The organism is Streptomyces sp. NPDC060194, assembly GCF_042728285.1.
Lineage (GTDB): Bacteria > Actinomycetota > Actinomycetes > Streptomycetales > Streptomycetaceae > Streptomyces.
Map to the genome: position 1 here is coordinate 61,265 of NZ_JBHWZH010000006.1, position 22,027 is coordinate 83,291.

At 75.2% G+C, this 22,027-nt stretch carries 26 protein-coding genes and 2 pseudogenes; 14 read left to right on the forward strand and 14 right to left on the reverse strand.

The annotated features are described in order from the left end of the window. The first annotated feature begins 67 nt into the window (after positions 1–67). Complete coding sequence (locus ACFWEG_RS02475; protein ID WP_387208307.1) at positions 68–1,102, forward strand: hypothetical protein; 1,035 nt, start codon at positions 68–70, stop codon at positions 1,100–1,102. Positions 1,103–1,176: 74 nt separating this feature from the next. Further along, the gene (locus ACFWEG_RS02480) at positions 1,177–1,659 is read left to right on the forward strand and encodes a peroxiredoxin (RefSeq protein WP_387208309.1); all 483 of its coding nucleotides are present in this window, start codon (positions 1,177–1,179) and stop codon (positions 1,657–1,659) included. A gap of 10 nt (positions 1,660–1,669) precedes the next feature. Here ACFWEG_RS02480 and ACFWEG_RS02485 read toward each other — a convergent pair whose 3' ends face one another. Beyond that, positions 1,670–2,059: a VOC family protein gene (locus ACFWEG_RS02485; RefSeq protein ID WP_387208311.1), complete on the reverse strand. Its 390-nt coding sequence runs from the start codon at positions 2,057–2,059 to the stop codon at positions 1,670–1,672. Positions 2,060–2,284: 225 nt separating this feature from the next. Between ACFWEG_RS02485 and ACFWEG_RS02490 the strand changes: the two genes are divergently transcribed. Both ACFWEG_RS02490 and ACFWEG_RS02495 read left to right on the forward strand, forming a co-directional pair. Beyond that, entirely contained in the window at positions 2,285–2,911 is a 627-nt protein-coding gene (locus tag ACFWEG_RS02490; RefSeq protein ID WP_387208313.1) for a histidine phosphatase family protein, read from the forward strand. A 56-nt stretch (positions 2,912–2,967) separates the two neighbouring features. After that, on the forward strand, positions 2,968–3,225 hold the full coding sequence (locus tag ACFWEG_RS02495; RefSeq protein WP_387208362.1) for a DUF6069 family protein: 258 nt from the start codon (positions 2,968–2,970) through the stop codon (positions 3,223–3,225). A gap of 40 nt (positions 3,226–3,265) precedes the next feature. On the opposite strand, the gene ACFWEG_RS02500 is transcribed toward ACFWEG_RS02495, so the two are convergent. Continuing rightward, the gene (locus ACFWEG_RS02500) at positions 3,266–4,033 is read right to left on the reverse strand and encodes a phosphotransferase (RefSeq protein WP_387208315.1); all 768 of its coding nucleotides are present in this window, start codon (positions 4,031–4,033) and stop codon (positions 3,266–3,268) included. Between ACFWEG_RS02500 and ACFWEG_RS02505 the strand changes: the two genes are divergently transcribed. Further along, the gene (locus ACFWEG_RS02505) at positions 4,032–4,358 is read left to right on the forward strand and encodes a hypothetical protein (RefSeq protein ID WP_387208317.1); all 327 of its coding nucleotides are present in this window, start codon (positions 4,032–4,034) and stop codon (positions 4,356–4,358) included. The two genes, ACFWEG_RS02500 and ACFWEG_RS02505, sit on opposite strands and share 2 nt — an antisense overlap. A gap of 80 nt (positions 4,359–4,438) precedes the next feature. Here the strand turns inward: ACFWEG_RS02505 and ACFWEG_RS02510 are convergent, their stop codons facing one another. The 4 genes from ACFWEG_RS02510 to ACFWEG_RS02525 form a co-directional block, all read right to left on the reverse strand. Further along, positions 4,439–4,888 carry a GNAT family N-acetyltransferase gene (locus ACFWEG_RS02510; protein WP_387208364.1) on the reverse strand — a complete coding sequence of 150 codons (450 nt, stop codon included), beginning with the start codon at positions 4,886–4,888 and terminating at the stop codon, positions 4,439–4,441. A gap of 29 nt (positions 4,889–4,917) precedes the next feature. Beyond that, a complete protein-coding gene (locus ACFWEG_RS02515; RefSeq protein ID WP_387208319.1) occupies positions 4,918–5,313 on the reverse strand; it encodes a hypothetical protein in 396 nt (131 codons plus the stop codon). Continuing rightward, the gene (locus tag ACFWEG_RS02520) at positions 5,310–5,891 is read right to left on the reverse strand and encodes a GNAT family N-acetyltransferase (protein ID WP_387208320.1); all 582 of its coding nucleotides are present in this window, start codon (positions 5,889–5,891) and stop codon (positions 5,310–5,312) included. The genes ACFWEG_RS02515 and ACFWEG_RS02520 overlap by 4 nt, the downstream gene beginning before the upstream one ends. Before the next feature lie 192 nt (positions 5,892–6,083). Next, entirely contained in the window at positions 6,084–6,809 is a 726-nt protein-coding gene (locus ACFWEG_RS02525; protein WP_387208322.1) for a VOC family protein, read from the reverse strand. A 332-nt stretch (positions 6,810–7,141) separates the two neighbouring features. Here ACFWEG_RS02525 and ACFWEG_RS02530 point away from each other — a divergent pair, with 332 nt between their 5' ends. After that, positions 7,142–7,426 carry a cupin domain-containing protein gene (locus tag ACFWEG_RS02530; RefSeq protein ID WP_387208324.1) on the forward strand — a complete coding sequence of 95 codons (285 nt, stop codon included), beginning with the start codon at positions 7,142–7,144 and terminating at the stop codon, positions 7,424–7,426. A 22-nt stretch (positions 7,427–7,448) separates the two neighbouring features. On the opposite strand, the gene ACFWEG_RS02535 is transcribed toward ACFWEG_RS02530, so the two are convergent. The 3 genes from ACFWEG_RS02535 to ACFWEG_RS02545 all read right to left on the reverse strand — a co-directional run bounded on the left by ACFWEG_RS02535 (position 7,449) and on the right by ACFWEG_RS02545 (position 8,906). Next, positions 7,449–7,901: a hypothetical protein gene (locus ACFWEG_RS02535; RefSeq protein ID WP_387208326.1), complete on the reverse strand. Its 453-nt coding sequence runs from the start codon at positions 7,899–7,901 to the stop codon at positions 7,449–7,451. A gap of 72 nt (positions 7,902–7,973) precedes the next feature. After that, positions 7,974–8,552, reverse strand: a complete 579-nt coding sequence (locus ACFWEG_RS02540) for a YrhB domain-containing protein (RefSeq protein ID WP_387208328.1) — start codon at positions 8,550–8,552, stop codon at positions 7,974–7,976. A gap of 57 nt (positions 8,553–8,609) precedes the next feature. After that, positions 8,610–8,906, reverse strand: coding sequence for a putative quinol monooxygenase (locus tag ACFWEG_RS02545; RefSeq protein ID WP_387208330.1), 297 nt, complete (start codon positions 8,904–8,906; stop codon positions 8,610–8,612). Positions 8,907–9,104: 198 nt separating this feature from the next. On the opposite strand from ACFWEG_RS02545, the gene ACFWEG_RS02550 reads away from it, so the two are divergent. Continuing rightward, entirely contained in the window at positions 9,105–9,572 is a 468-nt protein-coding gene (locus ACFWEG_RS02550; RefSeq protein WP_387208331.1) for an SRPBCC family protein, read from the forward strand. A gap of 76 nt (positions 9,573–9,648) precedes the next feature. Here ACFWEG_RS02550 and ACFWEG_RS02555 read toward each other — a convergent pair. The 3 genes and pseudogenes from ACFWEG_RS02555 to ACFWEG_RS02565 form a co-directional block, all read right to left on the reverse strand. Next, positions 9,649–10,160, reverse strand: a pseudogene (locus ACFWEG_RS02555) (GNAT family N-acetyltransferase). An 88-nt stretch (positions 10,161–10,248) separates the two neighbouring features. Further along, positions 10,249–11,790 (reverse strand): hypothetical protein, encoded by a 1,542-nt coding sequence (locus tag ACFWEG_RS02560; RefSeq protein WP_387208332.1) that lies wholly within the window; start codon positions 11,788–11,790, stop codon positions 10,249–10,251. Positions 11,791–11,840: 50 nt separating this feature from the next. Continuing rightward, a complete protein-coding gene (locus ACFWEG_RS02565) occupies positions 11,841–12,413 on the reverse strand; it encodes a CGNR zinc finger domain-containing protein (protein ID WP_387208334.1) in 573 nt (190 codons plus the stop codon). A gap of 112 nt (positions 12,414–12,525) precedes the next feature. On the opposite strand from ACFWEG_RS02565, the gene ACFWEG_RS02570 reads away from it, so the two are divergent. The 5 genes and pseudogenes from ACFWEG_RS02570 to ACFWEG_RS02590 all read left to right on the forward strand — a co-directional run bounded on the left by ACFWEG_RS02570 (position 12,526) and on the right by ACFWEG_RS02590 (position 18,681). Then, positions 12,526–13,698: an epoxide hydrolase family protein gene (locus ACFWEG_RS02570; RefSeq protein WP_387208336.1), complete on the forward strand. Its 1,173-nt coding sequence runs from the start codon at positions 12,526–12,528 to the stop codon at positions 13,696–13,698. Positions 13,699–14,130: 432 nt separating this feature from the next. Further along, on the forward strand, positions 14,131–15,045 hold the full coding sequence (locus ACFWEG_RS02575) for a DNA-3-methyladenine glycosylase family protein (protein WP_387208338.1): 915 nt from the start codon (positions 14,131–14,133) through the stop codon (positions 15,043–15,045). A gap of 481 nt (positions 15,046–15,526) precedes the next feature. Beyond that, positions 15,527–16,345: an isocitrate lyase/phosphoenolpyruvate mutase family protein gene (locus tag ACFWEG_RS02580; protein WP_387208340.1), complete on the forward strand. Its 819-nt coding sequence runs from the start codon at positions 15,527–15,529 to the stop codon at positions 16,343–16,345. A gap of 205 nt (positions 16,346–16,550) precedes the next feature. After that, the gene (locus ACFWEG_RS02585) at positions 16,551–18,083 is read left to right on the forward strand and encodes a hypothetical protein (RefSeq protein WP_387208342.1); all 1,533 of its coding nucleotides are present in this window, start codon (positions 16,551–16,553) and stop codon (positions 18,081–18,083) included. Between the two features lie 59 nt (positions 18,084–18,142). Then, positions 18,143–18,681 (forward strand): annotated as a pseudogene (locus tag ACFWEG_RS02590) (GNAT family N-acetyltransferase). Positions 18,682–18,696: 15 nt separating this feature from the next. On the opposite strand, the gene ACFWEG_RS02595 reads toward ACFWEG_RS02590, so the two are convergent. Beyond that, positions 18,697–19,221: an AAA family ATPase gene (locus ACFWEG_RS02595; protein ID WP_387208344.1), complete on the reverse strand. Its 525-nt coding sequence runs from the start codon at positions 19,219–19,221 to the stop codon at positions 18,697–18,699. A 118-nt stretch (positions 19,222–19,339) separates the two neighbouring features. Between ACFWEG_RS02595 and ACFWEG_RS02600 the strand changes: the two genes are divergently transcribed. Beyond that, on the forward strand, positions 19,340–19,543 hold the full coding sequence (locus ACFWEG_RS02600) for a hypothetical protein (RefSeq protein ID WP_387208346.1): 204 nt from the start codon (positions 19,340–19,342) through the stop codon (positions 19,541–19,543). Positions 19,544–19,922: 379 nt separating this feature from the next. Further along, positions 19,923–20,735, forward strand: coding sequence for a hypothetical protein (locus ACFWEG_RS02605; RefSeq protein ID WP_387208348.1), 813 nt, complete (start codon positions 19,923–19,925; stop codon positions 20,733–20,735). Between the two features lie 69 nt (positions 20,736–20,804). On the opposite strand, the gene ACFWEG_RS02610 is transcribed toward ACFWEG_RS02605, so the two are convergent. Continuing rightward, the gene (locus ACFWEG_RS02610) at positions 20,805–21,719 is read right to left on the reverse strand and encodes a DUF6891 domain-containing protein (RefSeq protein ID WP_387208350.1); all 915 of its coding nucleotides are present in this window, start codon (positions 21,717–21,719) and stop codon (positions 20,805–20,807) included. Between the last annotated feature and the right edge of the window lie 308 nt (positions 21,720–22,027).

Here is a 22,027-nt window from a genome sequence, read left to right on the forward strand (position 1 = left end):
GGCCGCAGCGTGCCAGCGCACCGCCCTCCCGCGCGACGGGATTTCGCCCGGGTCTAGGGTCGGGCGCATGCCGAGAACGACACCGCCGCGCCCGCTCGACGTCGAGGCGCTCTTCCCCGGGCTGGCGGCCCACCGGGGCACGACGACCCGCCTGCATCCGCGCCCGGGCCGGCCGGAGGTGACGGACAGCTCCGTCGGCGGCCCGCTGCTGTGGCCGGCGGACGAGCCGTGGCCGGTGTGCCCGCAGTCGCACGGGCCGACGGAGGGCCGCCGCCCGGCGGACGTCCACGAGCGCCGGCGGGTCGTGTCCGCGGCGTGGCGGCGGGCGCCGGAGTCGGGGCCGACGGACGAGGACCGGAAGCTGCTCGCGGAGCTGGACCGGACCTACCGCGCCGCCGACGCCGACCCGCTGCCGCTGATCGGCGTCGCGCAGCTCCACCGCCGGGACGTGCCCGACCTCGCGCCCGGGCCGGACGGCTGCGACCTGCTGCAGGTCTTCTGGTGCCCGTTCGACGCGCACGGCCCGACCGGGCACGGTATGCACCTCGACCTGCGCTGGCGCCGCGCCGCGGAGGTCACCGAGGTGCTGGCGTCGCCCCCGCGGCCCGAGGTCGTCGGCTTCGACGGGTACGTGGCCGAACCGTGCGTCCTGCACCCGGAGCAGGTGGCGACGTACCCGTACGCGGGGGTGCTGCCGGACGAGCTGGGCGAGCGGATCGACGCGTGGGAGGAGGCGGTGCAGGAGGTGGCCGAAAAGTCGGACGATGCGGAGGCCGAGGACGAGGAGGGTCCGGTCCTCTACCAGTACGACCTGTCCATCCCGCCCGGCTGGCGGGTCGGCGGCCACCCGTCCTGGCACCTCACCGACCCGTACGCCATGGACTGCGGCGCCTGCGCCACCCCGATGGACCTGCTGCTGACCGTCGACAGCTCCGAGTGGGACGGCGGCACCGGCAGTTGGCGTCCCCTGGAGGAGGATCCGGACGCGCCCGCGCACCTGACCGTGAACCCGACGGAGGTGGTCGTGGGCCGCTGGGGCGAGCTCGACGTGTTCGCCTGCCCCGCCGACCCCGCCCACCCGCACCGCTGGAGCATCCAGTAACCCTGCGGACCCATCCGCCGGCCCGTCCGCCCCGAATCACACAGCACACCGCTCCCGCACCTCCCGGAGAACCCATGGCCGCCTCACCCCGACTCGGCACCGCTGTACCGGACTTCACGCTCCTCGGCGGTGTCCTGGACGGCGACACCTTCACCCGCCGCGACTTCACCCCGAGCGAGCACCGCGGCGCCCCGCTCGTCCTCGCCTTCTACCCCGGCGACGACACGAGCGTCTGCACGAAGCAGCTCTGCTCGTACTCCAGCGGGCTCGAGTCCTTCACCGACCTCGGCGCGACGGTCTGGGGCATCAGCCCCCAATCCGTCGACAGCCACGAGGAGTTCGCCCGCAAGTACTCCCTGCGCATCCCTCTCCTCGCCGACGCCGACCGCGCCGTCACCCGCTCCTTCGGCATCGCCGCGCCCGGCATCGGCCTGCGCCGCGCCGTCTTCCTCCTCGCCCCCGACGGCACCCTCCACTGGAAGCACGTCTCGGTGCTCGGCGCGACCTTCCAGTCCACGGAGACCCTGACGAAGCACCTCGCCACGCTGGCGCGCTGACCCGGCCCCGTCAGCCGCGCTCCTCGAACACGCAGAACACGTTGCCCTCGACGTCGGCCAGCACGGCGTGGTCGTCGTACCGCGCCCGCACGTCCGCGCCGAGGGCCGTCAGCCGCCGGACCTCCGCGTCCACGTCGGGCGCGCGCAGGTCGAGGTGCACGCGGTTCCCGCCCGCCTTGCCCTCCGGTGCGAGCTGGAACCACAACCGCGGTCCTGCGCCCGCCGGTTCGACGAGCACGGTGGGATCGTCCTCCGGGCCCGGGATCCCGGCGGCGCGCAGCCGGGCGAGTTCCGCGTCGTCGTAGGGCGCGACGGCGTACCCGTCCAGGGCCGCGGCCCAGAACCGCGCCGCCGCGGCGGGGTGCTTGCTGTCGAACACGATGTCGTGGAGTCGCGCCATCCGCCCATCCTCCCCGAGCGGCGCGGCGCGTGGTCCTCGCGGCGGAACAAGTGCTCGGTGCGGACCGCCCGGCGTCGACGACGGCCGGCCCGTTCGGCGGCTCGTCCGGGGATCGATCGCCCGCGACGCGGTCGAACTGCCGGCGGAAGGCGGTCCGGGGAACCCGGCGGGCGTGTGCGGCGTCCTGGGTCCGTGGACGATCTCGGACGACGGAGGCCCGCTCGAATGACATCTGCTGCCCGCTTTCTCTACCTCGCCCGGCACGCCGAGGCGTCGGCCGACGAGGCGGGGCTGTCCGAGCGGGGGCGCCGGCAGGCGGTGCTGCTCGGTGAGCGGTTGCGGGACGTGCGGTTCGACGCGGTCCATCACGGGCCGTTGGCACGGGCGGCAGGGACGGCGGAGCTGATCCGGGCGCAACTGGTGTATGCACCAGCCGAGTTCGGCGCGGCCGCGTGCGCCGGCGACTACCTGCCTCGTATCCCCGCTCGGGACGAGGCACCCCCGTCGGTCGCCGACCGCACACTGGAGCGCCTCGCCTCCTTCCCCGCCGAGGAGCGCGATCCCGGCCCCCGGCTGGCGCGCGAGGCCGTCGCGCGGTTCACGGGGCCGGCGGCGGGCGACCGTCCGCGCCGCGAACTCGTAGTCACCCACAACTTCACCGCCGCCTGGCTCGTACGCGACGCCTTCGCCGCGCCCGACTGGCGTTGGATCGGCGTCAACCTCGCCAACGCGGCCCTGACGGTGGTCCGTTACGCGCCCGACCGCCCCGCGGACCTGCTCTGCTTCAACGACACCGGCCACCTCCCGGCCGACCTCCGCTGGACGGGCCTCCCCGCCGAGCCACGGATCTGACGGACCCTCAGCCACGCTCCACCTCGTCCAGCGAAAGGACCTCGACGACCCGCGAGCTGCCCTTCGCCGCGGTCGTCATCGCCACGGTGCCGGCCTCGCTCGCCGGGTGGGGCCTGCTCGCCCTCCTGGAGCGGTTCACCGCCGAGGCCGCCACCGCCTGGACCGCCGTCGCCCTCGCGGTGCTCGCCCTCTCCACGGCCCCGATCTTCGCCCCCGACCTCACGCCCGACGCCGGCATCACCCTCTCCCTGCTGCACCTCGCGGTCGGCGCGATCCTGATCCCAGCCTTCCGCAAGGACGCACGCCGAGCGTGAGGCACGGGCGGGGCCGCGTGGGCGCGAGGCCGGGTGCGCCTCAGGCCGCCCGGACTGCGGTCTCCGTCGCCGCGACGAGCGCTGCGGCCCCGTCCAGCGCCTCCACCTCGTCGGCGCTCAGGTTCGGGTCAGCGGCCCGGCGCCGACGCGCGACGGCGAGGTGGCCGGCCGCGAGGGGCGGGGCGGCGGGGTCGCGACGGGCGAGCAGGGCGGCGAGCCCGAGGCGTGCACCCTCCTCGAACGGGCCCTGTCCTACGGCGACTTCGGCGAGGATCAGCGCGGACATCGCCCAGTCGAGGCCCGGCGGACCGTCGACGGCGGTGCGCCAGTCGATGACCACCGGGCCGTGCGGGGTGAGCATGACGTTGTCGGGGTGCAGGTCGAGGTGGATCACGCGGTGGGCGGGGTCCGCCGAGCGGCGGGCGGGGACCGCGTGCAGCCGGTACAGGAGTGCGGCGACGGCCGCACCGGCCTCGTCCGGGGTGGTGTCCCCCGCCGCGACGGCCGCCAACAGGGATACTCCGGGCAGCCGTTGCAGCACCAGCTCCCCGTGCGCGGCCGGTCCGGGCCGCACCGCCGGCACCGGGTACCCCGCCTCCGCGAGGTACGCCATCAGCCGCCCCTCCTCGGCCGCGTCCCCGCCGTCGCGGTACCGCCGCAGCACCCACTCCTCGTCCAGCGCGTACACGTCCGCGGACCGTCCGGACCCGAGCAGCTCCCCCGCCATCCGGCAACCGTACTGCGGGCGGGCGGAGTTGACGACGGGAACCTGTCGCGTCGGCGGGTCCTCCCGTACCGTGGCCGTCATGCCGACGCGTATCGAGGACGCCCCGGACCGGATACGCCGGCTCCACGACCGCCTGGGGCGCGGGGCGTGGACGCCCGATGCCGCCGATCGCTCGCTCGCCGCGGACGTCCTCGCGAGCGAGGGACGAGGACGGCCGCTGCGGGACGCGGTCGTGGCGGGCCTACGGGCCGACGCGGCGAGTCAGTTGCAGCCCGCGGACGACCCGTTGCGCCCCGTCCTGATCTCCGCGGCCCGACACGGCTCTCCGGCCGCCCGCGACGCCCTCCTCAACCTCCTGCGCGAGGTCGAGGGCCGGCCCCCGGAGCCCGTCGGCGTGCGCGTGTAGGGGGTGTCCGGCCCGCCTTGCGGTCGGCATTGCCCACCTGCGTCGGGCGCGCCCCAGGGCGAGATCCGTGGGGCACCCCGCTAGCGACCCGCCGCCGGGTCCCGCCGCATGAACACGTCCACCGCGTCCTCGGTCTCCATCGCGAACCCGTGGCGTTCGTAGAGCCGCCGGGCCGGGCTGCCCTGCAGCACGTTGAGCCGTACCGGGGCCCCCTCCCGGTCGCACCGGGCGAGGAGCGTCCGCAGGACGGCGGCCCCCACGCCCCGCCCCTGCACCTCGGGCGCGAGGTAGAAGTGCTCCACCCAGTACGCGTCCTCCGCCCTGCGCAGCGCCACGCACCCCGCGAACGCACCCGCGACCTCGACCACCGTCGTGTCCCCCGGCACGAACCCGGCGCGCAACCGCTGCCGCACGCGGGCGGGGTCGTACCGCCCGAGCCGCTCCAGATCCGCACGCAGGACCACGGCCCGCAGCTCGGCGATGTCCTCGAGGTCCCTCGCGGTGGCCTCCCGCGACGCCCACTCCACCATGATCGTCACGTCACCGCTCCCCACGGGCGTCACAGCAGGTAGGGGTACAGGGTGGCCGAGGTCCGGTCCGCGCTGACCTCGACGCACTCCCCGTCGGCGAGTCCCGGCGGCGGCGTACCGCCGTCGAACATGACCAGCCAGTCCCCCACGGACAACGTGAACACGCCGTCGTGGTCGAGCTGCAGCCGCCCGCGGAAGACCAACCGCTCGCCGTCCTCGGTGAGCGCCGAGCGCGCGTCCTCGACGACGTGCGCGTTCACGCCCCAGACCGCGTCCTCGTCGACGGTCCACTCCACGTGGTGCTCGTTCCCCGCCGCCGTCGGCTCCCCGCACCACTTCGCCGTGGCGACGCCGGCCTCCGTGCGCACGCGGACCCACGGCGTCCCCTCGGCGTCCCGCCACGCCGCCTCCACCCGGATCCTCACGCGTCCCACGCCCGCGGGCGGGTGAGGGCGTCCCATTCCGGGCGGAGGAGCGCGAAGCGGGCGAGGTCGTGGCGGCGGCCGCGGTGGAGGCAGGCCTGGCGACTGGTGCCCTCGCGGAGGAAGCCGGAGCGGGTGAGGACGGCGAGGGCGGGGCGGTTGCCGGTGTGGGTCTCGGCGGTGAGGCGGTGGAGGGGGAGCTCGCCGAACGCGAGGTCGACCAAGGCGTCGAGCGCGGCCCCGCCGTGGCCGTGCCCGCGGTGCTCGGGGGCGAGCAGCAGCTCGACGGCCGCGGTGCCGCCGGCCAGGTCCTGCCCGCTGAGGGCGACGAACCCGGCGGGTGTGCCGTCCGGGAGCAGGACGAGGAAGTCGTCGCGGTCCTCGTCGTCCATGTCGCGCTCGATCCGCCCGGTCAGCGCGGTCAGCGAGCGCGGCCAGGATCCGAACTCGTGCAGGGCCACCGGGTCGGACAGCCAGCCGTGGAGCAGCTCGGCGTCCGCGAGGTCTACGGGGGCGAGCCCGACGGCGCCGGCGGGCCAGGCGACGTTCCGCTCAGGGGCGTCGTCGGTGTCGTCGATCATGCGGAGGATGCTACGAGTAGGCCGCGGGGGGCGGCGAGCGCATTTCGCCGCCGCGCCGGGGTCGGACCGGTGCGCGGTCGCCCGACGGCCGGCGCGGGAGCGAGTCCGCGGCGTGTGCGGCGTGCGCGGCGTGCGCGGCGTGTGCGGCGTGCGCGGCGTGCGCGGCGGACGGAACGCTCCCGACGCCGGACTTCACCGCGCCCGCAGCACCCCGAACTCGCGTCCGTCGGGGTCGGTGAGCACGACGCGGCCCGACGCGTCGGGACCGCCGCCGTCGATGCGCCTCGCTCCGAGCGCGAGGAGCCGCTCGATCTCCGCCGCCTGGTCGCCGCCGGCCGGCGGGGCGAGGTCGTACGACACCCGCATGTGCCCCGTCCCCGGCAGCAGCGGCGGCCCGCCCCACGTCAACTTCGTTCCGCCGTACGGCGCTTGGATCGCCGTCTCCTCGTTCTCGTCCCACACCAGCGGCCAGTCCAGCGCCTGGCTCCAGAAGTGCCCGACCGCCCGCGAACCGTCCCCGGCGAGCGCGCCGATGAAGCCGGTGCCGGCGAGGAACGCGTTGCCGGGCTCGATCACGCAGAACTCGTTCCCCTCCGGGTCCGCGAGGACCACGTGCCCCTCCTCCGGCAGCTGTCCGACGTCGACGTGCCGCGCGCCCAGCTCCAACGCCCGCTCCACCGTCGCCTTCTGGCCCTCCTCCGACGTCGAGGTCAGGTCGAAGTGCGCCGCGTTCTGCCCGGTCTTCTCCGACGCGCAAGCCACGAACCGCAGTTGGAACCCGGTGCCGCCGCTCGGCACGATCGCGATCCCGTCCCGCGGGTCCGCCGACCGCTCCCATCCGAGGAACGCGCCCCAGAACTCCGCGATCCGCTCGGGGTCCTTCGCGTCGAAACACAGCGCGTCCAGCGTCGTCGTCATGTGCGGGGCTCCGAACCGCCGGCTCCGCCGGCACGAGGTGAGTACTCCGGCCGGAGCCTCCCCGACGCCCCGCCGCACGGCAAACCGTTTTCCGGCGGGCAGCCGCCGTCACCCCAGCACCGGCAACCCGGGCGCGGCCTCCGCCGACACGCGCCCCCCGGCGCGGCGTGCATGCAGCTCCACCCGTGCGGCAGAGGCGGGCCGGCCGCCGTCGGACGGATGGCACAGGCTGCGCGTACCCACCCCCACCGGTCGCGGACGCTCCGGACCTGCACGACTAGCCTGCCACCTGGGACGTTTCCCGCCGAAGCCGTTTTCCGAGGAGGCCGCACATGACCACCACCGCCCGCGCGACCGTGCAGCACGACGACGAGCACGTGCGCGTCACCCGCTGGGACTTCGCCCCGGGCGAGTCCACCGGCCGGCACGTCCACGCCCACGACTACGTCGTCGTCCCCCTCACCGACGGCCGCACCGACGTCCACACCCCCGACGGCGCCGTCACCCGCTCCCACCTCAGCGCCGGCGAGTCCTACACCCGCCCCGCCGGCGCCGAGCACGAGGTCGTGAACGCGGGCGACGCGCTGCTGTCGTTCGTGGAGATCGAGCGGAAGTGACGCGGGCGCGGACCGGCGGTCGCTAGTCCCCGGAGGACCCGAAGATGCCCAGGTGGGTCGGTGTGCCACCGGTGTGGAGAAGGACGTAGCAGGCGGCCCACTGTATTCGGCACTCGTCGAGCAGACTGTTCTCGTAGGCCTCGGAGGCGGCCTCGACGACCTTCTCGAACTGCTCGACCGACGGGCTCCGCGTGCCGAAGTGGTGCAGCACGCGGTCGAGGGCCAGCGGTCGGAGCGTGCCGTAGTCGTCGGACGAGACCGCCGGGGCGTCCGTGACGACGAGTCTGTCGATGTCGAGGATCGTGTGGGTGCCCTCGGTGCCCATGAACTCGTGGTCCGCGTACAGGTCGTCCATGCTGCGGTACGTGGCGTGATCGCCGTACTCCTCCTGGAACACCCTGGCCTGCAACGCGGTCACCGCCGCCTCGACGTCACCGTCGTAGTCGATGACGTAGTCCCATCCGCTGGCCCCCATCGAGCCACCCCCTTCCGAAGATCGTGTTCGCACCATAGGGGCAGGCACTGACAATGGCCCCGTCGCGCGGCGTCAGCCTCCGGCGGTCGCGCCCCCGGCGTGCCCCGGCTGAATGGTGTGCACCGCGTACACGGGGCTGAGGGGCTTGACGAGAGCGCAGGTGGCCGCGGCGACGAGGGGCTCGGGTACGGTGCCGGCCGCCAGTGCGGTGGCGTACTCGACGGCTTGGACGGGCGAGAGCGCCGGCAGCCGTCGGCGGAGCAGCCGCGCGGCGGACAGACGGCCCCGCGCCGCGCACTCCTCGCGCGCCGCGTCGAGCAGGTCGTCCACCGCGGTCCGCACCGGCAGTCCGCGGATCCGCGCCCGGTAGTCGGCCTCCCAGTCCCCCGACATCCAGGAGAGGACGCCGATCGCATGCAGGCCCCCGTCGACGCGGTCGACCAGGTACGGCCCGTTGCCGGCGAGCGCGTGCTGCCAGTCCCCGGTGCGTACGAACTCCTCGGACTGGTACGCGACGATCCAGGCCAGCTCGTGCTCCTCGACGTGGGTGACGACCTCCCGTATCGCGTCCACCCCCGCCTCCCGCCGGCGCTCGTACTCTCGCTCAAGTTCCGCCTCGACCGTCCGCACGGCCGCCTCACGCCCGATCATGCGTGCAGCATCCCGCAACGCCCCCGCCCCGGCGACCCGGTTTCGGCCGCCGCCCGGTCAGGCGATGCGTGCCACCCGCGTTCCGCGCCCCTGTGCGGCGAGGAGCGGTTCCATCTCGCGGAACATGCGGACCAGGTGCTCGCTCGCGAGGTGCGCGTCGCGGGCGGACTGGTCGGCCCACTCCTCGATGAGGATGATGCGGTGGTCGTCGTCGAGGTCGCGCATGAGCTCGTAGCGGACGCAGCCGGCCTCGGCGCGGGTCGGCTCCACGACGTCCTCGATGAGCCGGACGACCTCCTCGGCCTTGCCCTGCGCGGCGGTGCTCTCGGCGATGATCATGACGGTGTCGCTCACGGGGTGTGTTCCTTTCCGGGGCCGGCGGCGGCTCCCGGTGGGCGCGGCTGCCCCGCCGCGGGCCGGCCGAAACCCCACGTCCGTGTGAGCTGCACGGCCCCGTGACCAGCGCGGTCGCGGGCGATTGTCAGTGCCGCCTGCTTCCATGGACGACAGACGGACCCGCTCGGGGCCCGGGCGGCGCGAGGGAGCGATCGGATGAGCAAGCCGCAGGTGACGGTGGAACGGCGGATCGCCGCGCCCCGGGAGCGGGTCTGGCACGGCCTGACGGATCTGACCGGCTGGCCGGCCGTCCTGAGCGGGGTGGAGCGGGTGGAGGTGCTGAGCGACGGCCCCTTCGGCGTGGGCACGCGCTGGCGCGAGACCCGCCGGATGTTCGGCAAGGAGGCGACGGAGGAGATGTGGGTGACGGCGTGCACCGCGCCCGAGCGGTACGTCGTGGAGGCCGACTCGCACCACACCCACTACGTCTCGGAGTTCACCCTGCGCGCCGAGGGCCCGGACGTGACGGTCGTCCGCCTGACGTTCGCCGCGCAGCCGCCGGGCGGCGTCGCCGGGCTCCTCGCCAAGGTCTTCGGCGCGCTGGGCTCGAAGGCGGTGGCGAAGGCGCTCGCCAAGGACCTGGCGGACGTCGCGGCCTCCGTGGAGGCCAGACCGTCCCTCTGACCGGCGCCCCCGTCCCGCGGTGCGCGCCGCCCCAGCACGCGCCGCCCCCGCACGCGCCGCCCCCGTGCGGCCCGGCTCACAGCCCCTTTCTCAGGAGCACGCACATCGTCTCGTGCCACCGGACCGTCCCGTCCGGCCCCTCCTCGTCCCACCCGTCCGCCTCCCGCCCGTACGCGACGTACCCCAGCCGCTCGTACAGGGCGCGCGCCCGCGGGTTGTCCTCCTCCACCGCGAGCTGCGCCATGCGCAGCCCGCGCCCGCGGATCCGCTCCTCGGCGGCGCGGATCAGCACCGTCCCCAGCCCGCACGACTGCAGCGCAGGCATCACGCCCAGCTGCCACAGCGACCCGGCCCCTCGGCCACCCGGTAGTCGACCGCGCCGATCGCCACCGGCACCCCCACCGGCGTGCACACCGCCAGATAGTCCGCCTCCCCCACCACCACCCGCGCCAACTCCCGCTCCACCGCCCGCAGGTGCGTGGGCGACCCGGACCACCCGCACGCCGGCAGATCCTGCGGCAGCAGATCCCGCACGGTCACCGACAGGCTGACGACGACTTCGTCCCGAACACCCATGCCCCGCAGCATGCGCCCCTTCACGCCGCCCCACCAACCGGTTTCCGCACACCCGACCACCGATCGGACCCCGACGCAACTCTCCTCACCCCGCCCCGCGTTACCACCGATCCTGCACACGCCCGGCGTCCGGCCACGCTCCGGCCAACAGCTCCGCCATCACCTCCCGCGGCAACGCCGGATGGGCAGCCGCGGCCTCCACGACCTCCCCTCCGGGGTCGCCGAGCAACTCCACCACCGCATCGGGCGGAAGATTCGGGTGCGCGGCCGCGAGAACCCTGGCGCGGCCGTCCGCCAGGCAGTGCCGCAGCGCCGGACCCGACGCGCGCGGATGCCGCGCGATCTCCCGGAGCGCCTTGCGGGCACCAGGCTCGCGCCGGCCGATGTCCTCCAGCAGCTCCGGCGCCGCGTCCGGATTGGCCGCCACTTGGGCCACCACCCGCACACCGTGCCGGTCGACCAGTGCGCGCAACTGCCCGTCGTCCAGGCCGGGATGGGACGCCACCGAGCCTGCCACCTTCGCGTCCGCGTCCCAGGCCAGCACGTCACGGACCCCGTCCGGCAGGTCCCGTCGCCGCGCCACGAGCATCCGCACCGCGGGGGACGCGGAGCGGGCCAACTCCTCGACCTCCTCGCGCGAGGCGGCGACGACCCGCGGCAACGGTGCCGGGCCGCCGATCCTGCTGCCGCCGGCCAGCCGGACGAGCACGTCGAGCGGTACGCGCGGGTTGTGCGCGAGCCTGCGCCGTACGTCGTGCCCCGCGTCGCCGGCCAGCATCCGCATCAGCGCCTCGCCGATCGCGGGATTCTCCGCGAGCTCGGCCCGCACCCCGGGCTCGTTGGACCGGACGAGCCGCTCGTACGCCTCGGGCGGCAGGTCGCGGCGGGCGGCGAGGGCCCACCGCACCAGCAGGGAGGAGTGGTCGTCGACGCAGGTGAGGAGGGCGGCGACCGGGGTGGACGGGTGCTGCACCGCCGCCAGCCGGGTGTCGTGGACGGTGGACTCGTGCGTGCCGTCGCAGGACGCGCCGGCCCGGAGGTCGCAGTCGGTCCGAGGGCACGAGGGATCGTGGACGAACGGTGCGTCCTCCCGGTCGCACACCAGGCACCGCAGTGCCGCCGGCACCCCCTCCCCGGTGAGCAGCGCGGCCAGCACGGACGCGGGGGTCGCCTCGTTCACGGCCGCGGCGCGGCGCACCTCGGCGTGCGGGTGCCGCGCGAGCTCAAGCAGGACGTCGCCCGTCGCCCACAGCGCGAGCTCGGCGACGACCTGCACGTCGTCGTCGGCCGCGAGCCGCGCCACGACGTCCGGCGGGAGCCCGGGGCAGGCGGCCAGTGCCTCCCCGTGCGCGATCAGGGCGCGGGCGTGCTCCGGGTCGCCGCGTCCCTCCCTGAGGAGGGTGAGCGCTGCCTCCGGCTGCGTCGCGGGGTCGATGTCGGCGGCCGTCAGCCGGCCTTCGGACGCCAGCCGCGCCGCACTCGCCGGGACGCGCGCGAGCAGCGCGGCCGTCTGGGGACGGGTCAGGTCCGCGCGGGAGGCGAGCACCTCTGCGACGTCCTCGTCGGCGAGGGCGATCAGCCGGTCGAGCAGAGGGGCCGGTAGCGCCGGGTTGGCGGCAAGCCCGCACAGGATGTGATGCACGGTGCGCATGCTCCCCGGGGCGCGCCCCGGAGGCATCCGGTTTTCGGGGGTCAGCCCGACGGAGGGGTGCCACGCCGGTTGGCCTGGAAGCGGGCCTTCTTCTCGCGGTTGCCGCAGGTGCCCATGTCGCACCAGCGGCGGGTGCGGCCGCGGCTGGTGTCGAAGAAGGCGGCGCGGCACGTGGGGGAGGCGCAGAGGGCGAGCTTTCCGTCGCGTTCGCCGGAGATGACGCTGATCGCGTCGGCGGCGATGACGCCGAGGGCGTCCTCGACGGCGGTGGCGTCGTGGAGGCGCCAGAGGCGGTCGCCGGCGGGGGTGAGGGCCGCCGAGGCGCGGCCCCGCGCGCTGTGGTCGTTGACGGTCCGGAGGGCTGCGGCGGGAAGCGCGTCGCAGCTCGCGGCCGCGGTCGCCACGGCGTGGACGGCCTCGCGCAGCTCGACGGCGAGGCCGAGGTGGCCGGGGGTGCAGGAGCCGACGGTGAGGCCGTACTCCGCCAGCCAGTCGACGAGGCGCTGCGGGGTGGGGATGCGCTCTACGGCGTCGCCGTGCCGCTCGGACAGCGTCCCCGTGAAGCTGGTCGAAAGGACCTTGCCGGGGCGGAACTCGGGATACGCGGTTCGCATGGAACCACCTTAGCCGGTTGCGACCCGTCCGCCGGGAGTGCTAGAACCGTCAAAGACGGTTCCAGAACGGCGAGTTCGAGAGCAGCGAGTTCGACAGCAGCGAGGAGGGCTCATGCCCCGTCCGACCGACGATGTCCACGCCTTCGAAGCCCGCGCCACCGACGCGGAACTGGACGACCTGCGCACACGACTGGCCGCGGCGCGACTCCCCGAGACCGAGACGGTGGACCGCACCGCGTCCGGCCGGCGGCGGTGGGACCAGGGCGTCCCGCTCGCCGACCTCGTCGACGTGGTGCACCACTGGCGGACGGCGTACGACTGGCGGGCGTTCGAGGCCCGCCTCGACGCGATCGGGCAGTTCCGCACGACCGTCGACGGCCTGGGCATCCACTTCCTGCACCGCCGGTCGCCCCGCGCGGACGCCGTCCCGCTGGTGCTGACGCACGGCTGGCCGGGGAGTGTCGCCGAATTCGCGCACATCGTGGAGGAGTTGGCCGATCCGGGCGACGACGACGCCCCGGCCTTCCACGTCGTCGTCCCGTCGCTGCCCGGATTCGGCTACAGCGACAAGCCCACCGCCACCGGTTGGGGCATCGAGCGGATCGCCGCCGCGTGGGTGGAGTTGACGGGCCGGCTCGGCTACGACCGGTTCCTCGCCCACGGCGGCGACTGGGGCGGCAGCGTCACCACCGTCCTCGGCGGCCGCTTCCCGGAGCACGTGCTCGGCGTCCACACCCTCCTCGCCGAGGCGCCGCCCGGCCTGACGACGGACGGCCTCACCGAGGACGAGCGGCGGTGGGCGCAGGAGACCCGCGACTTCCGGCGCCACCGCACCGCTTACGCGAAGCAGCAGGCGACCCGGCCGCAGACCGTCGGCTACGCGCTCGTCGACTCGCCCGTCGGGCTGCTCGCCTGGATCCTCGACAAGTTCGCCGAGTGGTCGGACACCGAGGACAGCCCGTTCGAGCGCATCCCCGTCGACCGCGTCCTCGACGACGTCACGCTCTACTGGCTCACCCGCACCGGCGCGTCCGCCGCGCGCATCTACCACGAGAGCCACGCCTCGCTCGACCCCGACCTCCGCGTCGACGTCCCCGCCGCCGTCACCATGTACCCCGGCGGCATCGAGAAGACCCCCCGCCCGTGGGCCGAACAGCGCTACCGCCGCATCGTCCGCTGGAACGCCCCCGACACCGGCGGCCACTTCCCCTCCCTGGAGGTCCCCGCCGCCTTCGTGGCCGACCTCCGCGACGGCCTCGCCGCGGTCCTCGCCGCACGGCACTGAGCCCGCCCGGGGCGCGCGGCCGGGCTTGCGGACCGGGCGCCGTCGCGCGGCCCCGTCAGCCCGGCCGGCCCCGATGTCAGTGGCTCCGCGTACGGTGCGGACCATGGCCGATCAGCGGTGGCACGGGACACGTGAGCGGGTGGCGGCGGTGGGCGCGCGGCCTCGGACCGCGAGGTGCGGGGTGCGCGGAGGCGCGGGGGCGCGGGTGGGTGCGGGTACCTGACCTGGCTGGAGGAGGCGGAACGCACCACGTCGCGCTGACCCGGCGGCCTTCGACCACGCTCGGCCCTCGCGTCCCCGACCGCCGCTCCCGCGGGGCGGCGGATTCGACATTCCGCGGGCTCTCGAGCACTCCGTTCCGCGTGGGCGGGGCCCCGCCGGCTGGGCCCGCCAGGGCGGGCGGGGGTGGGGCGGTGTCGTTACGGTGGAGGCATGCCCGCCGTGACCTGGGTGCCGCCCGAGCCGTACGACCTGCGCCGGACGTTGGGGGTGCTGCGCCGGGGCGGTGGGGATCCGACGTGCCGGGTGGGCGCGGACGGGGCGTGGTGGCGAACCAGCCGGACCCCGTACGGACCTGCGACCGTCCGGGTCCGTGAGGACCACCGCGACGGCGGGGTGGTCGTGGGAGAGGCGTGGGGGCCGGGCGCGGAGTGGGCGTTGCAGAAGCTGCCCGGGCTGCTCGGGGCGGAGGACGAGCCGGGCGCGTTCGTGCCGCGGCACCGGGTGACCGCCGAGGCGCACCGGCGGCACGCCGGGCTGCGGCTCGCACGGACCGGGCAGGTGATGGAGCACCTGATCCCGGCGGTGCTGGAGCAGCGGGTCACCGGCGGCAGCGCGCTGTCCGCCTGGCAGCACCTGGTGCGCCGGTACGGCGAGGCCGCGCCCGGGCCGGCGCCGGAGGGCATGCGCGTGACACCGCCGCCGTCGGTGTGGCGGGCGATCCCGTCCTGGGAGTGGCACCGCGCGCAGGTCGACCCCGCCCGCGCGGCGACGGTCCTGCGGGCCTGCGCGCTCGCGCCGCGCCTGGAGGAGGCCGCGCGCATGGACCTGCCGCGGGCGACGGCGCGGCTGCGGGCGGTCCCCGGCGTCGGCCCGTGGACCGCCGCGGAGACCCTCCAGCGCGCCCTCGGCGCACCCGACGCGCTCACGCTCGGCGACCTCCACCTCCCCGTCCAGATCACCTACGCCCTCACCGGCCGCCGCGACGGCACCGACGCCGACCTCGTCGCCCTCCTCGCCCCCTACGCCGGCCAGCGCCACCGCGCCGCCCGCCTCTTCCTGCTCGCCGGCCCCCTCCCGGACCGCCGCAGCCACCGCGCACCCCACACCCGCATCGCCGGCCTGTAGGGGGTGTCCGACCCGGCGCCGCGGGACACCGGCGCGACCCTCCGGGCATCATGGCCGCCATGGACTCCCCGCCCACCGAGTGGACCACCGTCGCCGCCTACGAGAACCTGCCGGGCCGCCCCACCCCCATGGCCGCGCTCCGCGCTTGACTGCGGGAGCGCGGGATCGACTATGTGCCGTTCGGGCCCGACGAGATCCGGTGGGACCTGTCCTGCGGCGTCGGCGCTGACGGCCGGTGGCACGGCTGGTCCGACGTCCGGGTGCACGCCGGGGCACTGCGACGCCTCGGTCTGCATCCCGACCGTCCCACCTCCGGCCTCAACGGGCCGTCCCCGCCCGGCTGGTGGCACGCCGCCGCGGAACGCGACGCCACGCGCCCCCGGTCGGCGCGCACGGACCGGCGGTGGGGGTGAGCGCGGGGTCGACGTCCACGTCGGATTCCTGCCGGAAGGCGGCTCGCGGGGCGTGTTTGATCGCGGTCATGACCACCACGCAGCAGGCCCGCGCCCGCCTCTTCCGCTCCCTGCACACCCCGTCCGCACCCCTCGCGCTCGCCAACGCCTGGGACGTCGCGAGCGCCCGCGTCGTCGAGGCGGCCGGCGCGCCCGCGATCGCGACGACCAGCGCGGGGGTCGCGTGGTCGCTGGGGGCGCCGGACGGCGACCAACTGAGCCGCGACCGGGCGCTGGGACTGATCGCCCGGATCGTGGACGCCGTCGCGGTGCCGGTCACGGCCGACATCGAGGGAGGGTACGGGTCGGACGCCGCCGACGTCGCGGACACCGTCGCCGGGGTGCTCGCGGCAGGTGCAGCCGGCGTCAACATCGAGGACGGCACCCGGCCCCCGGCGGAGCTCGCGGCGCGGCTGGCCGCGGCCCGGCGCAGCGCGGACCGGGCGGGCGCGGACCTGTTCCTCAACGCCCGCGTCGACACCTTCCTCCTCGGCCTCGGCGACCCGGCGACCCGACTGCGGGAGACCCTGGACCGGGCGCGGCGGTACGTCGAGGCGGGCGCGGACGGCGTCTTCGTCCCCGGCGTCACCGACCCCGCGACGATCACCGCGCTCGCGGCGGGCATCCCCGCATCCCTGAACGTCATGGCCGGCCCCGGCGCCCCGAAGGTCGCCGAGCTCGGCGCCCTCGGCGTGGCCCGCGTCAGCCTCGGCCCGGCCGTGGCCCAGGCCGCGTACGCCGCGGCCCGCCGCGCCGCACACGACCTCTACGGCACCGGCGGCTACGACACCGTCGCCGACGGCATCCCCTTCCCGGACCTCGACGCGCTCCTCGCAGAGCAGCGTTGACGAGGGCGAGCCGGGCGGACCGGGCGCCGTTGCGGCGGTCGGCCGTCGTATCGCGCCCGGTCCGGCCCTGACCGGCCTGCCTCGTACGACGGCCCTCGCCCGACCGACGGACGACACCGACGGCCCATCGCCGCCACGTGCCCCGCCGGTCCCGCTCGGGCCACCCGCAGCCCGTCCGCCGCACCCACCGTGGGACCCTCTGCGGATGACTGCCGCACCCCCGCCGAAGCTCGTCACCCGCCTGCGCGAAGGCCGGATCCACGCCTACGCCGTGGGCGACGGCGACCACGGACCGCTGGAGCCCGTCGCGACGTTCGCACCGCGGCACGGCGACGAGGCGGTGGACGCGGCCGTAGGCCGGGACCTGGAGTCGGTGGTGTACACGACGCTCAACGATGTGGTGTGCCTGACCGCCGCGGGCGACGTGCGATGGGCCTCCGCGCTGGAGCCGCGTTCGGACGTGCGCCACGGCCACCGGCCGGGATGCGCCCTGTCGGCGGACGGGCGGGCGGTGTGGGTGTACCGGCCGGACGCGATGGCCGGACGCGGGACGGCGGACCGGTGGGTCGTACTCGACGCGCAGAGCGGACTGCCGCTCGGCGAGCGGAAGTTGGAGACCGTCGGGCACGGCGGAGAGCACCACGTGCATCCCGCCGACGGCAGTGTGTACCTCGACATCGGCGAGGGCCAGGACGGGTCCGTCGTACTCCGCGGCACGCTCGGCGCGGACGGCGAACCGGAGTTCACCGCCTACCCGTGGTCGGACCGCATACTGATCCAACTGTCGCCCGACGGTACGCAGTTCATGACCGTCGACCACGACCAGGCCGACGTCTCCTTCCATCGCCACCCGGACGGCGACGTGCTCACCACCCTGCCCGTCGAGGCCTTCGGGTACGACCCGGAGGATCACTGGCTCGAATGGAGCGGCGGCTACCTGACGGCCGGCACGGCCGTCGTCACCGTGCGCCGTGAGGACGACGAGGAGGAGTGGTTCCGCCACCACCTGGTCGACCTCCGCACCGGTACACCCGGCGGCGAGCCGGCCACCTCGGCGAGCCATCCCTACGACCTGGTCCCGCTCGGCGACGGCACGTGGCTCACCGGCATGTCCGACGGTCGCCCCGTCCGCACCGCCGGGGCCTTCGTCCCGGACACGGATACAGCCGGGGCCCCGGAGCCCACGGGCGGCCGCCCCGAACCCCTGCTGCCGCTCCTGGCCGCCGACACGGACGGCGTCGCCTTCTTCGCCGGCACCGCGGACCTCGACGCGACGGATCCGGCGAGCCACCTCCTGGAGGTCGGCGTCCGGCTCGCCTCCGGGGCGCGCCTCGAACAGTTCGCGCGCGCCGGGTCGGGCGACGCCTACTGCTTCGTCGGCGAGGGCGGCGAGGACCGCCCGGTGGTGCTGGTGAGCCTCGACGGCGAGGCCGGCCTGCTCGCCGTGGGCCTGCCCGAGCTGGTCCGGTTGCTCCTCGCGGTGCCGTGGTGGCGGGACGCCCCCGGCCGGAGCTCCGAGCGACTGCGCGATATGGCCGACGAGTACCGGCGGGACCAACCCGACCTCGACGACCGCCGCGACCGGGCGGCCCGCGCGATCGGCCTCGACCCGGCCGCGCTGCCGTCCGAGGCGGCGGCCCTCGCCCGGCTGGCCGAGCTCACCGCTGGGCCCGTCGCCGCAGCGTGCCGGGTCGTGGGCCACGACGGTGAGCCCCTCGAACCCCTGTTCCGCTTCTGAGCCGGCCTGCACGCGTAAAGGAATTGTCTCCCCGCGCGCCATCGCCTTGGCTGCACCCCATGACCGAACTGCACACCGAACGCCTCCTCCTGCGCCGCTGGCGCGCGTCCGATCTCGCGCCGTGGGCGGCGATGAACGCCGATCCCGAGGTGCGCGAGCACCTGGGCGACACCCTCACCCGCGCGGAGAGCGACGCGTCCGTCGCGCGGTTCGAGGCGGACCACGCGCGGCGCGGGTACGGGTGGCTCGCGGTCGAGGTGCGCGCGACGGGCGGGTTCATCGGGTTCGCGGGGCTGGACGAGGTGGACGAGGGGATGCCGTTCGAGGGCGTCGAGATCGGGTGGCGGCTCGCGCGGGCGCGTGGGGGCACGGCTACGCGACGGAGGCCGCGCGGGCGGTCCTCGCGCACGGCTTCGACGACCTGCGCCTGCCCGAGATCCTCGCCGTCACGACGGCGACCAACCTCCGCTCGCAGGCCGTCATGCGCCGCCTCGGCATGACCCGCGACCCCGCGGACGACTTCGACGACCCCACCGCGCCCGAGGGGCCGCTGCGGCCGAACGTGGTGTTCCGCATCTCGCCGGGGGGACGGGGCTGACGGGGCGGGCCGCCCTCAGCCCTTGACCGCCTCGGCGATGTGCCGCGCCGCCTGCGCGGGGGTGAGGTGCGTCGTGTCGACGACCTCCGCCTCCGCGTGCAGCCAGGTGCGCGCGGCCTCGGCGTACGGCTCCAGGTAGGCGAGGCGGAAGGGGGAGTCGGGACCGACGACGGTGTCGCCCGCGATGCGCCGGCGGAGGGTGTCCTCGTCGGCATGCAGGACGAAGTGCCGTACGGGGACGCCGTGTTCGGCCAGTCCCGCGTGGATCTCACGCCAGTACGCCTCGACCAGGACGGTCATCGGCATCACCAGCGTGCCGCCGGTGTAGTCGAGCACGCGGCGCGCGGTCTCGACGACGAGCGGCCGCCACGGGGGCCAAGCCTGGAAGTTGTCGGTCGCGGGGAGGCCGGGCGAGATGTCCATCAGCGTCTCGCCGACCTTCTCCGCATCGAACACCCGGGCGTCCGGCAGTAGTTGGCCTACCAGCGCGGCGGTCGTCGTCTTGCCGGCACCGTGGGTGCCGTTGAGCCATACGATCATGCGTCGACCCTAGAGTGTGCGACGCGGATCGAGGTCCCTCAGGCTGCGAGAGGCCGGAAGGACCCGTCGTCGAGAGTCGACCGCTCGGATACGCTGCGCGGCAACCCCAGGAGGCGTCATGGCGAAGGTCACCATCAGCTTGGACAGCGATCTGGCCATCGAGGTCATGCTGCTGGCCGGCGCCAGGAGCCCCCAGGACGCGGTCGAACTGATCGTCCGGGACTACCTGGCACGGGGGCACCGCACCGAGGCCCGTGCGGGTGACGCCGCCGACCACGAGCGCCTCGTCGACCGGCGGTCAGCGCCGGAAGAGGGACGGTGAACGCACCCCCTTCGCCCGGCCCGCGGTAACGACCCCTACGGGCGGGCCACGTACGACACCCCGGACCGACCGGCGGCCTCGCGTCGGCCCGCCCCCTTCGGCACGACACCGGACCCGGCGGGGACTCCCAGCTCCTCGCTCGAGTCCCCCACCGATGCCTTCTGCGGGTGCGAGAGGCGACCATCCGCACCGCGCCGTCGCACGACGCGGCGGCGCGGGCAGTTCTCGCGTCGGTGCGGCCCCTCGGCCGGTCGGACGCCGTCCAACGCCGCGCTACGGAACCCGAGCCGACGGAACCCCTGCCACCGGAACCGCACCGGCCGCTTCCCGCCGCCGGAAAGTGCTGACGGCGCGATCGCACGCCTTTACGATCATGCCCATGTCCACCGCATCCCTCCCGTCCTCCGCCCTCCGCGGCAGCGGCGGCGCCGTCCTGACCGCCGACGAGGACGGCCTCGTCCTCGACCGGCCCGGCGAGCAGATCACGTTCGTGTCCGGAGCGCTCACGCGCCTGCGCGCCGAGGGCCGGACGCTCACGATCCAGCTGCGGGCGCGGCGCGGGGCGACGCCGACGGAGTACCGGGTGGAGGACGTCGACGAGGCGGGCGCGGCCGGGTTCGCCGCCGCGGTCAACGCGCTGCTGCCGGACCGCCCGGCCGACGACGACGTGGACGGCCGGGAGATGGCCCTCGTCCGCTCCCTCGTGCGGACCTCGCACAGCAGGTACGTCCGCCGGGTCATGTGGGGGGCGCTGTGGTCCTTCCTGCTGCTGGTCGCCGCGACCGTGGCCGTCGGGGTGGCGGGCGACGCGGTGCTGGTGGTCGGCACGGTGCTGGGCGGCGGGCTCGTCTGGCTGTGCCTCTGCGCCGGGGTGTACGCGACGGGCGAGTCCGTCCGCGAGATCCTCGTCCGGCGCAACGGCGTCACGACGACGGCGACGCCCGCGGCGACGTTCGGCGCGTACGTCTACCGCGACCACCACGGGACGTACCGCGGCTTCAACCGCGGCGGGTACGACGGTCCGTGGCTCGCCGTCTCCTACCCCGCGGACCGCCCGGCGGACTACCTCGTCCACCAGACGCCCTTCCAGGCCCTGACCGGCTGGATCCTCGGCCCCTTCCTGATCCTGTGCGGCCTCGCCATGCTCGTCCTCGGCACCCTCCTCCTGACCTCGGCGCTCGACCTGGTCTAGCGCCGCGGACGGGCAGCGGCCCGGGCGCGCGTCCGCCGAGCAGGGACCGGGTCCGTGGTCGCCCTTCCTTCAGCCGACCAGGCGGCGCCTCCATCGCAGGTCGGTGACCGTCATGACCCGGGCCGGGTCGCCGTCCCAGTCGACCGTCAGGCCGACGGAGCGCAGGGCGGCGGCGACCTCGTGGCCGACGGCCGTCGTGGTGGCGGGGGAGCCGTCGAAGCCGCCGTAGAGGAGGTTCAGGCCGTGGCCCGCCGCCGCGGAGTCGGTGCACTGGGTGTGGAAGTAGACGAAGCCTCGGGCGTCGTCGGGGCCTTCGGCGCCGATCTCGGTGTCGCCGCACGTGCGGCAGCAGGTGAAGTTCTCGCGGGCGGTGATGCCGGCGGCGTCGAGCGCGGCGAACGCGCGGGTGAGGCGTTCGGGGTCGGTCTCGCCGGTCCAGGAGGACTGCTCGGCGACGCGTTCCAGCCAGAGGCGGTCGGCGAGGGCCTGCGCCTGGGGACGCGAGACGGGGCGGTGGTCGGGGGTGACGAGGTAGTCCTCGGCGACCTCACGCAGGGTGTCGCGGTCCGCGTACCCGCCCACGATCACCTCCCGGATGCGCTCCTCCAGCAGCGCCCGGTCGGCGTCGGAGACGTCGAGCGGCGGAACCTCCTCGACCGGCCCCATGTCGAGCAGCCCCCACTCCAGCCCCGCCCCCCACCCGTCCTCGCCCGCGGCCCACCCCGCCAGCGCGGCGACGACGGCCTCCCGGTCGACCCTCACCTGGTAGTGCCGGTCCGCGGCCCCGTCCCGGTACTCCAGCTGGTAGTCCCCGCCCTCCTCGTGCCAGACCTGCGCGAACACATCCGGCAGATCGGGTATCCGCTGGACGACGAGGTACCGGTCCTCACCCACGCCGATGCGCCGCACCAGCCCCGCCAACTCCCCGGCGGCGGGCCTCACGTGCCGCTCCCCGTTCTCCGTCCGCACCGCGATCTCCAGCATGCCCGCACTCTCGCACACACCACTGACACTCCCCCCGGCCCGGGGTGATGCCCGAGACCCCACTGCCCTGCGGCTGCACCGACAAGGTCGTCCGCGATGGCGTGGCAGGACAACGGGCATGTTTTCGCCACTGCGCATGGTATTGATCAGAAACTCATGGGGTTCTCGTTGAGGACGTAGTGGACGCGTGGGCCGCCGAAGTAGCCGCGGACGATATGTGGCTGACGTTGCGAGATTGTTACCGTCACTACTTCCGTTAGCCGGTTCAGCCCACCATACGAAGATGGCCCGCCGACGGAGTCGGCGGG

What these genes read in the sequence shown, in the direction of transcription:
- ACFWEG_RS02485 (WP_387208311.1), bottom strand. Translation starts at nt 2,059, where the DNA reads ATGGCGCGACTCCACGACATCGTGTTCGACAGCAAGCACCCCGCCGCG.
- ACFWEG_RS02600 (WP_387208346.1), top strand. Translation starts at nt 19,340, where the DNA reads ATGGCGAAGGTCACCATCAGCTTGGACAGCGATCTGGCCATCGAGGTC.
- ACFWEG_RS02550 (WP_387208331.1), top strand. Translation starts at nt 9,105, where the DNA reads ATGAGCAAGCCGCAGGTGACGGTGGAACGGCGGATCGCCGCGCCCCGG.
- ACFWEG_RS02530 (WP_387208324.1), top strand. Translation starts at nt 7,142, where the DNA reads ATGACCACCACCGCCCGCGCGACCGTGCAGCACGACGACGAGCACGTG.
- ACFWEG_RS02585 (WP_387208342.1), top strand. Translation starts at nt 16,551, where the DNA reads ATGACTGCCGCACCCCCGCCGAAGCTCGTCACCCGCCTGCGCGAAGGC.
- ACFWEG_RS02475 (WP_387208307.1), top strand. Translation starts at nt 68, where the DNA reads ATGCCGAGAACGACACCGCCGCGCCCGCTCGACGTCGAGGCGCTCTTC.
- ACFWEG_RS02580 (WP_387208340.1), top strand. Translation starts at nt 15,527, where the DNA reads ATGACCACCACGCAGCAGGCCCGCGCCCGCCTCTTCCGCTCCCTGCAC.
- ACFWEG_RS02595 (WP_387208344.1), bottom strand. Translation starts at nt 19,221, where the DNA reads ATGATCGTATGGCTCAACGGCACCCACGGTGCCGGCAAGACGACGACC.
- ACFWEG_RS02505 (WP_387208317.1), top strand. Translation starts at nt 4,032, where the DNA reads ATGCCGACGCGTATCGAGGACGCCCCGGACCGGATACGCCGGCTCCAC.
- ACFWEG_RS02605 (WP_387208348.1), top strand. Translation starts at nt 19,923, where the DNA reads ATGTCCACCGCATCCCTCCCGTCCTCCGCCCTCCGCGGCAGCGGCGGC.
- ACFWEG_RS02575 (WP_387208338.1), top strand. Translation starts at nt 14,131, where the DNA reads ATGCCCGCCGTGACCTGGGTGCCGCCCGAGCCGTACGACCTGCGCCGG.
- ACFWEG_RS02540 (WP_387208328.1), bottom strand. Translation starts at nt 8,552, where the DNA reads ATGATCGGGCGTGAGGCGGCCGTGCGGACGGTCGAGGCGGAACTTGAG.
- ACFWEG_RS02480 (WP_387208309.1), top strand. Translation starts at nt 1,177, where the DNA reads ATGGCCGCCTCACCCCGACTCGGCACCGCTGTACCGGACTTCACGCTC.
- ACFWEG_RS02535 (WP_387208326.1), bottom strand. Translation starts at nt 7,901, where the DNA reads ATGGGGGCCAGCGGATGGGACTACGTCATCGACTACGACGGTGACGTC.
- ACFWEG_RS02490 (WP_387208313.1), top strand. Translation starts at nt 2,285, where the DNA reads ATGACATCTGCTGCCCGCTTTCTCTACCTCGCCCGGCACGCCGAGGCG.
- ACFWEG_RS02570 (WP_387208336.1), top strand. Translation starts at nt 12,526, where the DNA reads ATGCCCCGTCCGACCGACGATGTCCACGCCTTCGAAGCCCGCGCCACC.
- ACFWEG_RS02610 (WP_387208350.1), bottom strand. Translation starts at nt 21,719, where the DNA reads ATGCTGGAGATCGCGGTGCGGACGGAGAACGGGGAGCGGCACGTGAGG.
- ACFWEG_RS02500 (WP_387208315.1), bottom strand. Translation starts at nt 4,033, where the DNA reads ATGACGGCCACGGTACGGGAGGACCCGCCGACGCGACAGGTTCCCGTC.
- ACFWEG_RS02525 (WP_387208322.1), bottom strand. Translation starts at nt 6,809, where the DNA reads ATGACGACGACGCTGGACGCGCTGTGTTTCGACGCGAAGGACCCCGAG.
- ACFWEG_RS02510 (WP_387208364.1), bottom strand. Translation starts at nt 4,888, where the DNA reads ATGGTGGAGTGGGCGTCGCGGGAGGCCACCGCGAGGGACCTCGAGGAC.
- ACFWEG_RS02565 (WP_387208334.1), bottom strand. Translation starts at nt 12,413, where the DNA reads ATGCGAACCGCGTATCCCGAGTTCCGCCCCGGCAAGGTCCTTTCGACC.
- ACFWEG_RS02520 (WP_387208320.1), bottom strand. Translation starts at nt 5,891, where the DNA reads ATGATCGACGACACCGACGACGCCCCTGAGCGGAACGTCGCCTGGCCC.